The sequence below is a fragment of the Pseudomonas sp. LBUM1655 genome (assembly GCF_059716085.1).
In genome coordinates this window covers 3,297,691-3,312,955 of record NZ_CP166801.1, presented here as the reverse complement: position 1 = coordinate 3,312,955, position 15,265 = coordinate 3,297,691, and the positions used below count along the sequence as shown (strand labels likewise).

The 15,265-nt window shown below is 58.8% G+C and carries 12 protein-coding genes; 1 reads left to right on the top strand and 11 read right to left on the bottom strand.

The features are described 5' to 3' along the window. Positions 1 to 91: 91 nt before the first annotated feature. Entirely contained in the window at positions 92 to 928 is an 837-nt protein-coding gene (locus tag ACA074_RS14695; RefSeq protein WP_497677222.1) for a DUF4123 domain-containing protein, read from the bottom strand. After that, entirely contained in the window at positions 928 to 3,021 is a 2,094-nt protein-coding gene (locus ACA074_RS14690; protein ID WP_497677221.1) for a type VI secretion system Vgr family protein, read from the bottom strand. The genes ACA074_RS14695 and ACA074_RS14690 overlap by 1 nt, the downstream gene beginning before the upstream one ends. 375 nt (positions 3,022 to 3,396) lie before the next feature. On the opposite strand from ACA074_RS14690, the gene ACA074_RS14685 reads away from it, so the two are divergent. Continuing rightward, positions 3,397 to 4,698: an OprD family porin gene (locus ACA074_RS14685; RefSeq protein ID WP_497677220.1), complete on the top strand. Its 1,302-nt coding sequence runs from the start codon at positions 3,397 to 3,399 to the stop codon at positions 4,696 to 4,698. A 180-nt stretch (positions 4,699 to 4,878) separates the two neighbouring features. Here the strand turns inward: ACA074_RS14685 and ACA074_RS14680 are convergent, their stop codons facing one another. The 9 genes from ACA074_RS14680 to ACA074_RS14640 form a co-directional block, all read right to left on the bottom strand. Then, positions 4,879 to 5,499, bottom strand: a complete 621-nt coding sequence (locus ACA074_RS14680; RefSeq protein WP_187678956.1) for a transglycosylase SLT domain-containing protein — start codon at positions 5,497 to 5,499, stop codon at positions 4,879 to 4,881. A 45-nt stretch (positions 5,500 to 5,544) separates the two neighbouring features. Continuing rightward, the gene (locus tag ACA074_RS14675) at positions 5,545 to 6,483 is read right to left on the bottom strand and encodes a carbohydrate kinase family protein (RefSeq protein ID WP_497677219.1); all 939 of its coding nucleotides are present in this window, start codon (positions 6,481 to 6,483) and stop codon (positions 5,545 to 5,547) included. Positions 6,484 to 6,496: 13 nt separating this feature from the next. Continuing rightward, complete coding sequence (gene xylB / locus ACA074_RS14670) at positions 6,497 to 7,993, bottom strand: xylulokinase (protein ID WP_497677218.1); 1,497 nt, start codon at positions 7,991 to 7,993, stop codon at positions 6,497 to 6,499. A 132-nt stretch (positions 7,994 to 8,125) separates the two neighbouring features. Beyond that, the gene (locus ACA074_RS14665; protein WP_497677217.1) at positions 8,126 to 9,598 is read right to left on the bottom strand and encodes a mannitol dehydrogenase family protein; all 1,473 of its coding nucleotides are present in this window, start codon (positions 9,596 to 9,598) and stop codon (positions 8,126 to 8,128) included. An 18-nt stretch (positions 9,599 to 9,616) separates the two neighbouring features. Then, a complete protein-coding gene (locus ACA074_RS14660) occupies positions 9,617 to 10,720 on the bottom strand; it encodes an ABC transporter ATP-binding protein (protein ID WP_401263972.1) in 1,104 nt (367 codons plus the stop codon). Positions 10,721 to 10,753: 33 nt separating this feature from the next. Next, on the bottom strand, positions 10,754 to 11,584 hold the full coding sequence (locus ACA074_RS14655) for a carbohydrate ABC transporter permease (protein ID WP_489879559.1): 831 nt from the start codon (positions 11,582 to 11,584) through the stop codon (positions 10,754 to 10,756). A gap of 8 nt (positions 11,585 to 11,592) precedes the next feature. Then, the gene (locus tag ACA074_RS14650; protein ID WP_489879560.1) at positions 11,593 to 12,519 is read right to left on the bottom strand and encodes a carbohydrate ABC transporter permease; all 927 of its coding nucleotides are present in this window, start codon (positions 12,517 to 12,519) and stop codon (positions 11,593 to 11,595) included. Positions 12,520 to 12,672: 153 nt separating this feature from the next. Further along, the gene (locus ACA074_RS14645) at positions 12,673 to 13,983 is read right to left on the bottom strand and encodes an ABC transporter substrate-binding protein (protein WP_497677216.1); all 1,311 of its coding nucleotides are present in this window, start codon (positions 13,981 to 13,983) and stop codon (positions 12,673 to 12,675) included. Positions 13,984 to 14,303: 320 nt separating this feature from the next. Beyond that, entirely contained in the window at positions 14,304 to 15,209 is a 906-nt protein-coding gene (locus tag ACA074_RS14640) for an AraC family transcriptional regulator (protein WP_489879562.1), read from the bottom strand. Between the last annotated feature and the right edge of the window lie 56 nt (positions 15,210 to 15,265).

Below are 15,265 nucleotides of genomic sequence, written 5' to 3'. Positions count from 1 at the left end.
TACGTAAATTCCTTATCCAGCAATGCATCTTGAATATCCAGAAAATTGTGAGACAGACAGAAAGTGCTGATCAGTATGTTCATCACGAAACTCATTCCGACAACTCTCGCATCACCACACCAAGCGGCAACTTTTCTCCAATTGCCCGTTCTTTCGCCTTTTCCCACATCGGCCAGTTCGCCGGAAAACCGCGGTCCATCAATTGCATGCTGGCAAATAGAGTGACGTCTTCCGCGTCCGTTAAACCTTCACTGCGACCAGCGTCCAGCGCTTCTTTCACCTGCTTCAACCGTGCGCCGTGGCAGGTGCTTGTAAACACTTCAGGCGCTTCTTTTTCCAGTTCAGTGGTGAGGTTGTAGGGCAGGGGATCGATCTCCATGTCCGTCCACAGTTTTGTGTCGAGAAAAATAGGCTCGTATCTTCCGGGCTTTTCAAGGTTGAGTCCCTTCAGACAGTGCCATTGATCTTCTGCTGGCACCCACCATTCCTGCAGTGGGCCAAACAACCACGCATGCCATGACAAATCATCGCGCGCGTAGAGCATCGGCAGCACTTCAGGCGCATAGCTGCGGATCATCAGAACTTCTTCGGCTTCATTTTTTGCCAGTAACGCGTCGCTTAGGTGCGCGGCGAGATTGTCAGCAGGGCAGTCTGTGCGAATCCAGCTGGCCATTGCGGTGCAGCCTTTGAAGTATTCGTGAGTGAGGAAAGCTTCGAACTCCATATGGCTAACGTCGACCAACCAAGGGCCGTAGTTGCGCAATTCAGCAAACTCCCGTTGAAGCATCAACGGTCGTCGCGAGGGATCGGACTTGAGGAACTCTTGGCGAACCAGTTCCGGGAGCAGTCCCGTTTCCACGAAAGCGAATATCGACTGAGCGTTCTTTTGCGCTTCGCTCCAGGCTTTCGCCGCGTCACTCTTTGTCATCAATTGGCCCCCGATTGCAGGGCGAGTTTTTCGCGCATTGCTTTCTTCAGGCATTCGACGCAGATGCCGGTAGGTGCTTTGAGTTTCGGCGTCACGGCGAGGTACTCCGCCTGCATCATCTGGTTGGCGCGGGTTTGCATCAGGCGTCCGGCGTTATCAATGGCTGCAAGCCCCGGAATGAATGGGGCGAGGATCTGAATGCCGGTGCCGGCTCCCGGCCCGCCACCCGAATTCACCTTCACCTCAGCCCCACTGATGGTCACACCACCGGCATCAACCTTCACAAAACTCCCACCAGCCTTGGCGGTCAGCTCCATGCCACCCTCAATCACAACCTTTTCGCCAGCGTGATAGTGAATCTCCGTCCCAGCCTCAACAAACTGCGCCGTACCCACCTTCACATGCTGTGTCACCGCAACCGTCAGGTGATCATCCGCGCGCATTTCGCTTTTGCGATCCAGATGCGTAATCCGGTGTTCCTCAACCTTGAACTCGCTCAGCGTATTGGCTTCAACCGTGTCATGCCGCTCATTGCCGACACGAATCTTCTGGTCGTGCTCGATGTTTTCGTCCCAGTCGCGCTGTGCGTGGATGTAGATCTGTTCCACACCCTTTTTGTCTTCGATGCGAAATTCGTTGTAGCCCTTGCCGCCCGGTGAGCTGAGGGTTTTGAAGGTGCTGCGGGTCTTGTTTGCCGGCAGGTCGTAGGGGACGACGTTTTCCTTGTGGTACAGGCAACCGGTGACGAGTGGCTGGTCGGGGTCGCCTTCGAGGAAGGTGACGAGGACTTCCATGCCGATGCGCGGGATGGCGATACCGCCGTAGGCGGCGCCGGCCCAGCCGCTGGCGACGCGCATCCAGCAGGTGGTTTTGTCGTCGCCCTGGCCGTCGCGGTCCCAGTGGAACTGGACTTTGATGCGGCCGTATTGATCGCAGTGGATTTCTTCGCCGGCGGGCCCGGTGACGATGGCGGTCTGGCTGCCGAGGACTTTTGGTTTCGGGTGTTCGAGGGCAGGGCGGTAGTGGGCGTCCCATGGGGTGGCGAGGAAGCTGTTGCGGTAGCCCTGGTGGAAATCGCTTTTGTTGTCGGTGACGTCGCTGGTGACGTTTTCGCCGAGCACTTGCGGTTGTTTGCCTTCGTGGAAGACTTCCAGCAGCAACCACATATCGTTCCACTCGGCGCGCGGGTGTTCGGCGAGGGTCAGGAAGTGGCCGCTGGTGAGGGTCGGCTCGTCACCTTTGCCTTCGGCGAGTTTGTAGTCGCTGCGATGGCGTTCCAGTGCGCGGGTCGAGAGGAACTTGCCGCGCTCGCGGGTGGTGAAGCGGCCGGGGTAGTCGTAGTCCTCAAGGTCCGGGGCGAACTCGGATTTGACCGCGCCTTCGGGCAGGATCTTCGGTTTTTCGAAGTCGTAGTCGCGGCGGCTGACGCGGGTGGTACGGGTTTCCAGGCGCAGGTTGAAGCGTTTGATCACCGGTTTGTCGGCGCTCATGCCGGAGTCTTGCTGGTAGCTCACGGCTTTGAGTTTGCGGAACACGGTCTGGTCGTCGCCGAATACCAGTTTGTGGCCGCTGCTGCTGTGCTGGAAGTGGAAGTGGATGCCTTCCTCTTCGCACAGGCGCTGGATGAAGTGCAGGTCGGACTCGTCGTACTGCACGCAGTAATCGCGTTCCGGGTATTCGGCGCTGAGCTGGAAGCTGTAGGCGTCGGCGAGAATGCCGCGATCCTCCAGCACCCGGGCGATGATCTTCGGCACGGTGAGTTGCTGGAAGATCTGCTGATCATGGTTGTGCCGCAGGTACGCCAGTTGCGGCACCAGGCTGATGCTGTAGCGGGTCAGGGTCTTGCCGGAATCGCCTTGCTCGATGCGATAGACTAGGCCATGAATCTTGCCTTCGCCAGTGGCGCCGAAGGTCAGGACGCCGGGCTTGTGCAACAGCTCTTCAAGTTTCAGGTCGGGACGGGCGCTGACCAGTTCGAGGTCGAAACGGAACGGTTCGTTGAGGGCTTCGCGACCGGTGAAGCTAAGGACTTGCAGGTCGGCGTTGGCACCTTCGAGCGTGAGGGTGATGTGGGTTGCGTTGGCGTCCAGCATGCCTTGAATTCCGTCCGTTGAATAAGCAGGAGACGGATGATGGAGGATTAAACCGCCTCATTCAAGGCGCAAATGCCGTAGGAAGGCGCCCCGTGACCCCTAGGGAAAACCCTTAGGCCGGCCTTTTTTTCTAATGAATCCGGGCGTTTGCTGGATTTTTACGACAAAAGTTCAGGTGCAATCAACTGGCCATGCGCTAAAGAATTGCCGGTCAGTTTCAGACTAAAGTCGCCTGTGGCACGTCAAAGCCATCTGCCATCATTGCAACTCACCCCTGCGTGTTCACTTCCTCTCGGCTCAATACTGACCCGGGACGGGAGCTATTTTTCTGGCTTATTGCGCCTGTGCGCAAACGCTGCATTGTTGGAGTTTTTGATGCGTCCCCCATTTCCCCTCATCACCCCGCGCCTGTCATTGGGCTTCGGCGCCGTTGTGCTGTGCGCAGGATTTACCGCGCCCGTTCAGGCCAGCGGATTTCTTGAAGACAGCACGGCGAAAATCGAATCGCGCACGGTGTATTTCAACCGCGATTTCCGTGATGGGCACACGTCCAACGATCAAGGCGCGTCCAAGCGCGAAGAGTCGGCTCAGGGTTTCATTCTCAATCTGCAATCGGGTTACACCGAAGGCACCGTGGGTTTCGGTATCGATGCGCTTGGCATGCTCGGCTTCAAGCTCGATTCCAGCGCCGACAGCAGCAACAGCGGGTTGCTGCCGTCCAGCGGGCAGGACCCGCGCGGTTCGAAGGATCAGTACGCGAAGCTGGGGTTGACCGCCAAAGTGCGGGTGTCCGATACGGTGCTGAAATACGGCGCACTGCTGCCGGATCTGCCGTTGCTCAAGTACAACGACGGGCGTTTGCTTCCAACGATGTTCAACGGTGCGATGTTGACTTCAAAAGAAGTGAAGGATCTGACGTTTATGGCGGCGCGTCTGGACAAGTACACCGCGCGTGATTCCACCGACTCCCAAGACATCCGCGTGCACTGCAAGAACAAGCGCTACGCGTGCAACACCACTGCGGACCATTTCGACATGTACGGCTTTGACTACAAGATCAATGATCGTCTGACCGCGCAGTATCACTACGCGGAACTTGAGGACATCTATCGTCAGCACTTCGTCGGGCTGTTGGGGAATCAGCCTTTGGGCGGCGGCGTATTAAAGGCCGATGTACGCCTGATCAAGAGTGCCGACAGCGGTGCAGAACGGGCCGGTTCCATCGATAACCGCGCGTTGAGCGGCATGCTGTCTTACGCCATCAGCGGCCACACGTTCAGTGGCGGTTGGCAGCGCATGAACGGCGACAACTCGATGCCGTACCTCGATGGCAGCAATCCGTATCTGGTCAACTATGTGCAGGTCAACGACTTCGCTGCCGCGCAGGAGCGCTCCTGGCAGTTGCGTTATGACTACGACTTCAAGGCGATCGGCATCAATGGCCTGAGCTTCCTGACCCGCTACGTGAATGGTGATCACATCAAGGTGTTGGGCAGCGATCAGGAAGGTAAAGAGTGGGAACGCGACAGTGAGTTGAAGTACGTGATTCAGGCGGGAACGTTCAAGGATGTGAGTGTGCGTTTGCGTAATGCGACTTACCGCACCAACTATGAAAAGTTTGCCCGGGATGTGGATGAGACCCGGTTGATTGTGAGTTACAACTTTTCGGTGTTGTAAGCCGTTGGGCGTTTTGGGTCTGAACGGACGCTATCGCTAGCAGGCTAGCTCCCACAAGGAGGACGGCGTAACACACCAACCCTATGTAGGAGCTGCCGCAGGCTGCGATCTTTTGATCTTGTTTGTGAAAATCAAAGTCAAAAGATCGCAGCCTGCGGCAGCTCCTACAGGGGGACCGTGTTATAGCCAATGCCAGAACCGGCTCCAGAACCCGCGATTCAAATCTTCCTTGCACCCGGCATATTGCTGGGCATACATGTCGGAGCGATTCTGCACCTTGCGCGCCGTCGGCATCAGCCAGGCTTTGGCGGCGTAAGTCTTGTTGCGATAGCCGCCCCAGCCTTCGTGGTAGTTGAGGTACTGGCCATAGGCGTCGTATTTGTAGACGCCGTTGATCGACGTGGTCTTGTCCATGTACCAGCCGACGAAGTCGATCGCGTCGTCGAAGTCTTCGCGGTCTGCCCAGTTTCTGCCGGTGCTTTTCTGATAGTCAGACCAGACTTCATCCTTGGCCTGGGCATAACCCGAAGCGGTCGACACCCGGCCCCACGGAATTACCCAGAGCAGGTATTTACGCGGGGTCTTGGCGTCGTAACGGTAGCCGGATTCCTGATACATGATCGCGAAGGGCACCTGAATCGGCACCCCCCAGCGCTTTTGCGTGACTTGCGCAGCGTCGTACCAGTCACTTTTCTCCCGGAAGATCTCGCAGATGTTTTCCGGCGAACGGGGCGGCGAGGTGCCGCAACCCGTCAACAGCGCCGCGAGTACCAGTAGTCCAACTGTTTGCCCTGAATTCAAAAGCCGTCATCCGTCATGCGCGAAAAAGGGCGACAGTCTACGCGCTCAGGTCAATTGGTGACGATAGGGCAAATCCGGACCGGTCTTGCTGCACGTCAGCGCTGCGGCTTGCACGGCGAACTTGAGCATGCCGTCGATTTGCTCGCGAACGAGTTGCTGCACGCCATCAACCGAGTCCAGACCGTGCTCGGTCAGCCAAGTGATCAGCGCGGCCTGGAAGGTGTCGCCGGCACCGACGGTATCGGCGATCTTCACCGAGCAGGCTGGCACCGACCATGAGCCATGGGCGCGACTGAACACGGTCGCGCCTTCGCCACCGCGAGTGAGGAAAACGACTTGGCAGCGATGTTCCAGCCAGCCGTCGATGACGCGCTGCGGATCCTGTTCGGGATAGAGCAGGCTCAAGTCTTCGTCGCTGACTTTGATCAGATCCGCCAGTTGCACCAGCGTGGCGATTCGCTCGCGCCACAGATCGATGTTCGGCTCGGGATTGAGGCGTACGTTGGGATCGAGGGTGATCAGGCGTTTGCCGCTTTCACGCTGGGCCAAGGCGAGCAGGGTGTCGGCAATCGGCTGCACCACCAATGAATACGAACCGATGTGCAAGCCGCGCACCTCGTCGCCCAGCGACGGCAGATGGCTTGGATTCAGCTGCCGATCCGCACAGCCTTCACCGCGAAAGCTGTAATGCGGCGAGCCGTTGGCACCGACGGCGACCATCGCCAGAGTGGTCGGCGCGGCGAAATCCACCAGAAAGTCCGGGCGTACGCCTTCTTCCTTAAGCACTTGCTGCAAGCGGCGGCCGAGGTAGTCGGTGGACAGGCCGGCGAACAAGGCTGAATCCACGCCCAAACGGCGCAAACCCACGGCGACGTTGAACGGCGAGCCGCCGGCAATCGCCTTGAAATTCACTTTCGATGCCAGACCGCTGGCGTCGTCTTCGCTGAAAAAATCAAACAGGGCTTCGCCACACACCAAATACATAATTGTTTGCTCTTTATAGGGTTGCGACATGCTGTTGATAGCGTTCATAAGCCTGCTGAAACGCCGCGACATTGGCGGTGATCGGCAGGGTTTCACTGTTCAGGTCGAGCTTCACGCAGCGCTGGCACAGGTCGGCCAGTGTGTCCTCGTGACCGTTCGACCAGGATTTGCACCACGCCGCTTGAATCGCTGCACCCAAGGCCGCAGCTTCGCTTTGTTCAGTGCAGATCACCGGCGTGTTCATGATGTCGGCGACGATCTGTCGCCACACCGCGCTTTTCGAACCGCCGCCGATCAGGCAAATGCTGCGGCTTTGTAAACCATTCTGACGGAGCAAATCCAGTCCATAACGCAGGCCGAAGGTCGTGCCTTCGACGGCGGCGCGGCACAGATTGGCCTGGGTCAGGTTATCCAGCGTCAAACCGTGCAGGCTGCCGGTGGCATGGGGCAGGGCGGGGACGCGCTCACCGTTGAGGAACGGCAGCATGCTCACGCCTTCGGCGCCAATCGGTGTCTGAGCGACGAGGTCGTTGAATTGCTCGAGATCGAGGTCGAACAGGTCGCGAATCGCGCCCGTGGCGTTGGTCAAGTTCATCGTGCAGATCAGCGGGAGCCAGCCGCCGCTGGAGGAGCAGAACGTCGCGACCGAGGCGTCCGGGCTGACTTTCGGCGCGTCGGCGTAGGCGTAGACGGTGCCGGAAGAGCCGAGGCTCATGGTGATCGCACCGGGTTGAATATTGCCGGTGCCGATGGCGCCCATCATGTTGTCGCCGCCGCCGCTTGCGACCAGTGCGTTGCGGTTGATGCCGAGGTGTTCGGCGATGGCCGGCAGGATCGTGCCCACGGCTTCATGCGCATCGATCAACTCAGGCAACGCGGCTTGCAGGCGACCGCTGGCGTCGATGTCGCGCAGTAGCTGCAAGTCCCACTGGCGGGTGCGCACGTTGAAATAGCCGGTGCCGGAGGCGTCGCCGTATTCACTGCACGAACGGCCGGTGAGCCAGAAATTGAGGTAATCGTGGGGCAGCAGGATGCGGACGATGCGTGAAAACACCTCCGGATGCTGCTCTTTGGTCCACAGCAATTTCGACACCGTGTAACCCGGTGCAATGACCACGCCGAGGCGTTCGAGCGAACCTGCTTCACCGCCCAGATGGCTGAGCAGTCGATCGTTTTCGGCGCTGGTTTCGGTGTCGCACCAGAGCTTGGCCGGGCGCAGGACTTCGCCTTGGTCGTCGAGCAAAACCAGACCGTGTTGCTGGCCGGATACGCCGATGCCCAGGATTGACTGGCCGTCGACATTCGCCGCCAACAGTGCCTGACGGGTGGCGAGTGCGAAGGCTTCCAGCCATTGTTGCGTGTCTTGTTCGCGGCGGCCGTTGGCGCCGCTGATCATGGTGTGCGCGGCGGCGCCTTGGCCGAGCACCTGACCGCTGGCGGCATCGAGGATGATCGCTTTGGTGCCTTGGGTGCCGCAGTCGATGCCGAGGAAGAGTTGTCGGGTTGTCACTGGGATATCCTCAGGGGATCAGGTCTTTCGCGGTGAAGCGATTCGCGAGCAGGCTCGCTCCCATAGGGGGACGCATTTCAAAATGTGGGAGCGAGCCTGCTCGCGAATGGGTCATTAAAGTCACCGCATCACTCAAACCAGAACCCGCTCCAGAGTCTGCGAAACCCCCACCTCGCGCAAGCTGTCACAGCACCACTCGAACGCCGCCACAAACTCTGCCGACTGCGGAATTGCCGTACCGAAAATCTCCTCAACTCCCAGCAAACGCTGAGTCATCAACGCATCATCCGCCACCAACGCCTGACAGAACGCTGCCCGAGGATCCGGAATCGAATACGTATCGCCATTCTCATCCACGCCTTTCAAGTAAAGCGCCCAAGCCGCGACCACCAACGCCGCGCGTTTGGTTTCCTGGCCATCGGCAATCAACCGATTGATGGTCGGAATGGTGAACTTGGGAAACTTTGACGAACCATCCGAACACACTCGCTCAAGCTGATCGGCAATCGCCTGATTGGAGAACCGCGCCACCAGCGTGTTCTTGTACTCGGTCAAATCGATGCCCGGTACCGGTGCCAGTTGCGGCGTGACATCCAGATCCATGTAAGCGCGCATGTAACGCACGAACAACGGGTCATTCATGGTCTCGTGGACAAAGCGATAGCCCTTCAAAAAGCCCAGATACGTCAGCGCCAGATGGCTGCCGTTGAGCAGTTTGATCTTCATCTCTTCATACGGCGAAACGTCGTCGGTGAACTGCACGCCGACCTTTTCCCAGGCCGGGCGACCGTTGACGAATTTGTCCTCCAGCACCCACTGCACAAACGGTTCGCAAACCACCGGCCAGGCGTCGTCTACGCCGTGTTTGTCGGCCAGTTGCAGACGATGCGCGGTGCTGGTCATCGGGGTGATGCGGTCGACCATGGCGTTGGGGAAACTGACGTTGGCGTCGATCCAGCTGCACAGATCGCTATGGCGCAGCGTGGCAAACGCCAGCAATGCCTTGCGCGTCACGGCGCCGTTGTGCGGCAGGTTATCGCAGGACATTACGGTGAAGGCCGGAATGCCCGCCGCCCGACGTTTTTCCAGGGCCGCGCACAAAAAGCCGAACACGGTTTTTGGTGCATCGGGATTGGCCAGATCGTGCTGAATCTGCGGCAGATGCGCCATGAATTCGCCGTTGCTGTCATCGATGCAGTAACCGCCCTCAGTGATGGTCAGCGAGACGATGCGGATCTGCGGATCGGCGAGTTTGTCGATCAACGCCTGAGCGCTGTCTTCGGCCAGCAGCATGTCGCGAATCGCGCCGATCACGCGCACTTCGGTGTCGTCGCTGTCACCCAGTTCAAACAGGGTGAACAGGTAATCCTGTTCCTTTAGATCGTCGCGGGCGCGGCGATCTTCAGCGCGCAGGCCAACCCCGCAAATCGCCCAGTCCAGCGCTTCGCCGGTATTCATCAAGGCATCGGTGTAATACGCCTGATGCGCGCGATGGAAACCGCCGACGCCAATGTGTGCGATGCCCTGACGGGCGTCGCTGAGGCTGTAGGCCGGCAGTTTCACTTCGGCGGCGAGGCGGTTGAGGTTCTGTTTATTCAGTTTCATTGGGCAAGTCTCGAAAAATCAGGCCGCAGCACGCAGCGGACGGGTCAGTGCCACACCTTCGGCATCGAACAAGTGGCAGTGGGCGGCGTCCAGATACAGGTTCAGTTGCTCGCCATAACGGCTGGCCAGGTCACCGCGCACGCGCATGGTCAGCGCTTCGCCGGCGTTGGTCTTGACGTGGCAGAAGGTGTCGCTGCCCAGCCGTTCGCTGACATCGGCGGTGACTTGCAGGGTGCAGTCCCCCGGTTGCGCCAGTTCCAGATGCTCCGGGCGAATGCCCAGAGTCACGGCGCTGCCGACGGCCAGGTTGGCGGCGTTGAAGGGCAGGGTGATGCGGGTGCCGGCGTCCAGTGCGACTTCGCAGGTTTGGCCATCGACCCGGGCGATCTTGCCCTTGAGGAAGCCCATCTTCGGCGTGCCGAGGAACCCGGCGACGAACAGGTTGGCCGGGTTGTGATACAGGTCCAGCGGCGAGCCGACTTGTTCGATTTTGCCGCCATTGAGCACCACGACTTTGTCGGCCATGGTCATCGCTTCGACTTGGTCGTGGGTGACGTAGATCATCGTGGCTTGCAGGTCTTTGTGCAGGCGCAGCAGTTCCAGACGCATCTGCACCCGCAGTGCGGCATCGAGGTTGGACAGCGGTTCGTCGAACAGGAAGATTTTCGGGTTGCGCACAATCGCGCGACCGATGGCGACACGCTGGCGCTGACCGCCAGAGAGCTGCTTCGGCTTGCGCTCAAGCATCGGCCCCAGCTCAAGAATGCGTGCGGCTTCGCCGACTTTCTTCTCGACTTCGGCTTTCGGCACGCCGGCCAGATCGAGGGCGAACGACATGTTCTTTTTCACGGTCATGTGCGGATACAACGCGTAAGTCTGGAACACCATCGCCAGATCACGCTTGGCCGGGCTGACTTCAGTGATGTCGCGGCCATCGAGTTCGATGGTGCCGCCGCTGACTTCTTCCAGGCCGGCGATCAGGCGCAGCAGGGTGGATTTACCGCAGCCGGACGGGCCGACGAAGACCACGAATTCCTTATCGTTCACCTCAAGGTCGATGCCCTTGATGATGGAAAAACCTTCGAAGCCTTTTTGCAGATTCTTGATTTTCAGGTTGGCCATGGTGGCGCTCCTTTTGTGCTTATTCTTTGAGGGCTATTTCACGGCGCCGAACGACAGGCCGCGCACCAGTTGTTTCTGGCTGATCCAGCCGAAGATCAGGATCGGCGCACAGGCCAGGGTCGACACCGCCGACAACTTGGCCCAGAACAATCCTTCGGGACTTGAATACGAGGCGATCAGCGCGGTCAGTGGCGCGGCTTTCGACGAGGTCAGGTTCAGCGACCAGAAGGCCTCGTTCCAGCACAGGATCAGCGACAGCAGCACGGTCGAGGCAAGACCACCCTTGGCGATCGGCAGCAGCACTCGGACCATTTCCTGCCACAGCGTGGCGCCGTCGAGGCGGGCGGCTTCGAGGATGTCTTTGGGGATGTCCTTGAAGTAGGTGTAAATCATCCAGACCACGATCGGCAGGTTGATCAGCGTGTAGATCACGATCAGTGAAATGCGCGTGTCGAGCAGGCCGAAACTCTTGGCCAGCAGGTAGATCGGCATCAGCACGCCCACCGGCGGCAGCATCTTGGTCGAGAGCATCCACAGCAGCGTGCCTTTGGTGCGCTGGGTTTCGTAGAACGCCATCGAATAGGCCGCCGGCACTGCGATCAGCAGGCACAGGGCTGTGGCGCTGAAGGAAATCACCACCGAGTTCCAGGCAAAGCTGAAGTAGTCGCTGCGCTCGTTGATGTGCAGGTAGTTCTCCAGCGTCGGCGTGAAGATGAACTGCGGCGGCGTGGCGAAGGCGTCGATTTCGGTTTTGAAACTGGTCATCACCATCCAGAAGATCGGGAAGAAAATCACGATCGCGATGGCCCAGGCCAGGGTGCCGAGCAGCAGGCTTTGCAGCCGGCGGGATTGTTGAAGAGTCATGGCGGGCCTCAGGCTTTGTCAGTCAGGTTTTTGCCGATCATCCGCACCAGAATGATCGCGGCGATGTTGGCGATGACCACGGCAATCAAGCCGCCCGCCGACGCCATGCCGACGTCGAACTGCACCAGCGCCTGGTTGTAGATCAGGTAGGCGAGGTTGGTCGAGGCGTAGCCGGGGCCGCCGTTGGTGGTGGTGAAAATCTCGGCGAATACCGACAGCAGGAAGATTGTTTCGATCATCACCACCACGGCAATCGGCCGGGCCAGGTGCGGCAGGGTCAGGTGCCAGAAGATCGCGATCGGGCCTGCGCCATCCAGGCGTGCTGCTTCCTTCTGTTCCTGGTCGAGGGACTGCATGGCGGTCATCAGGATCAGGATCGCGAAGGGCAGCCATTGCCACGAGACAATGATGATGATCGACAGCAGCGGGTAGTGCGCCAGCCAGTCCACCGGTTGCGCGCCGAACAGTTTCCAGATGTAGGCGAGGATCCCCGACACCGGATGGAAGATCAGGTTTTTCCAGATCAGCGCGCCGACCGTGGGCATGATGAAAAACGGCGAGATCAGCATGACCCGCACGATGCCGCGACCAAGGAATTCACTGGCCTCCAGCAGTGCGCTGATCAACACGCCCAACACCACGCTGATCAGCAGCACACTGCCGACCAGCAACAGCGTATTGGTGGCGCCGGGCATGAAGCCCGAGTCGGTCAGGAAGTAAGAGAAGTTCTCAAACCCGACGAACTCGTTTTCGCCGGGGTTGAGCAGGTTGTAGCGGATCATCGAAAAGTAAAGGGTCATGCCCAGTGGCACGATCATCCACAGCAGCAGCAGGGCCACCGAAGGGCTGACCAGAAACCAGCCGGGATTGGCTACGCGGTTTTTGCGCTGTGGCTTGGCGAGGTCGATGTGGGCTTTGGCAGTTGAAGTATTCATGGTGATCACAACCGAGTCATACAGACCTATGGAGATCCCATGTGGGAGCGAGCCTGCTCGCGAAAGCGGTGGGTCAGTGCCATGTGTATTGGCTGGAAAGACGCCTTCGCGAGCAGGCTCGCTCCCACAGGAGGCAGGAGCGAGCTTTACGGGTTACTTGGGATAACCGGCGCGCTTCATCTCGCGTTCGGTGGTTTGCTGCGCGGCGGTGAGCGCCTGGTCGACCGTGGTCTGGCCGATCAGCGCTGCCGAGAAGGACTTGCCGACCTGGGTGCCGATCCCCTGGAATTCAGGAATGGTCACCAGTTGAATGCCGATGTAAGGCACCGGTTTCAGCGTCGGTTTGCTCGGGTCTGCAGCTTTCAACGACTCGAGGGTCACCTTGGCGAACGGCGCAGCGCTCATGTAGGCGTCGCTGTAAGTCGAGGCGCGAGTGCCTGGCGGTACGTTGGCGATGCCGTCGGTTTTGGCCACCAGTTCACCGTATTCCTTGGAAGTCGCCCAGGCGCTGAACTCTTTTGCCGCATCCTTGGCCTTGGAGCTGGCAGGAATCGCCAGCGCCCAGGAATACAGCCACGCCGAACCTTTATCGGTGACCTGATGCGGTGCGAAGGTGAAGCCGACGTGATCGGCGACCTTGCTCTGGGTCTTGTCGGTCACGAATGAGCCGGCGACGGAAGCGTCAACCCAGATCGCGCACTTGCCGCTGTTGAACAGGGCGAGGTTCTCGTTGAAACCGTTGCTGGAAGCACCCGGCGGGCCGGATTTCTTCATGGTGTTGACGTAGAAATTCAGCGCGTTCTTCCACTCGGGGCCGCTGAATTCCGGCTTCCACTGCTCATCGAACCAGCGTGCGCCATAGGCGTTGGCGACCGTGGTGACCAACGCCATGTTCTCGCCCCAGCCAGCCTTGCCACGCAGGCAGATGCCGTACTGCTCTTTATCCTTGTTGGTGAGTTTTTCGGCGAAGCCTGCGATCTGTTCCCAGGTCGGACGCTCGGGCATGGTCAGGCCGGCATCCTTGAACAGGTCGGTGCGGTAATAGGTGATCGAGCTTTCGGCGTAGAACGGCAGGGCGTAGAGCGAACCCTTGACCGACAGGCCTTCACGCACTGACGGGAATACATCGTCGAGGGCGTAACTGGCCGGCAGATCCTTCATCGGTTCCAGCCAACCCTTGCCGCCCCACAGTGCCGCTTCGTACATGCCGATGGTCAACACATCGAACTGGCCACCCTGGGTGGCGATGTCGGTGGTCAGGCGCTGGCGCAGGACGTTCTCTTCCAGCACCACCCAATTGAGCTTGATGTCCGGATGCTCGGTCTCGAAGGTTTTCGAGAGTTTTTGCATGCGGATCATGTCGCTGTTGTTGACGGTGGCGATGGTCAGGGTCTGGGCGCCAAGGCTGACGCTGCTGAGGGTCAAGCAGGTGAGGGCAAGCAGAGCGTTTGCAGTGGGTTGCATCGTGCACTCCTTTTCTGAACCCAGAGGGGGCAGAAGGACAGTTATTGTTTTTGTGTCTTCCTGTGCAGGAAGAATGTGCACTGATTACAGCCTTCAATCGACAGACTGACAAATCATCCATCGCACTTTTATCAATACTTTTTTGCACTGAGCTTTGCGTGAAGAAACACAGGGAAGGGGTTTACAGCGAAACTGAGCTATCGAATGTGTACAGGTTTTCAGGGTGTTCAAAGCACAAATCAAAAGATCGCAGCCTTCGGCAGCTCCTACAGGGATCGGTGTAGGAGCTGTCGAAGGCTGCGATCTTTTGATCTTGGCTTTTAAATATGATTTTGTTCGGTGAGGCGTTGCACAGCGAGGCGCCGATAGTGTGAAGGCGTCATGCCCTTGAGCTGTTGGAAGCGCCGATTGAAGTTGGAAATATTGTTGAAACCCGACTCAAAGCACACATCGGTCACCGGTTTATCGCCGTCCGCCAGCAGCTCGCAGGACTTACTGATGCGCAAACGATTGACGAATTCGATGAAGTTGCGCCCGGTCGCCTGTTTGAACACGCGACTGAAATACGTCGGCGTCATGCCCAGATGCTCGGCGACTTCTTCCAGCGAAATATCCCGGGCGTAGTGGCTGAAGATGTAATCAACGGCGCGGTTGGTGCGATCGATGTTGTGTTCATCGGCCAGTTGCGGCGTGGTGGCGCCGGACAACAACTGGAAATCATCGCTGGCGGCGAGCAACTCCATCAGGATGAAGAAGTGCCCGAGCCGGGTGATGCCTTGAGTATCGGCGATACGCTGCATCAGCGTCATGGCTTGACGGATCGTACGCTTGCAGCGGAATTCGATGCCGTACTGAGCACGCTCCAAGAGCGGTGCAAGCGTTCGGAGTTCAGCGAATACCTGATGGCCGCTCTCGAACAACTCATCGGTAAAATTGACGAGCATGTCGCGTTTCTCGACCACTTCGTCTTCGGCCACCTGGCTGATCCAGTTGTGCGGCAGATTGGGACCCGTCAGAAACAGCGTCTCGGGATAGAAGTTGCCGATGTAGTCGCCTATGAACACTTTGCCAGAGCTGGCGACGATCAGATGCAGTTCGTATTCCTTGTGGAAATGCCAGCGCACCAGTGGGCAGGGGAAACCATGCTGGCGGTAGATGATGGACAACCCGTTGTGGTCATCCATCAACTCGTATGAAGGGTCGGTCACGCGGGCAGTTCGGGTCATGGCGGGTAGCTTCTTTTCGTAGGAGCCTTGCGATCATGCCTCGTTTGTCCTGCCGT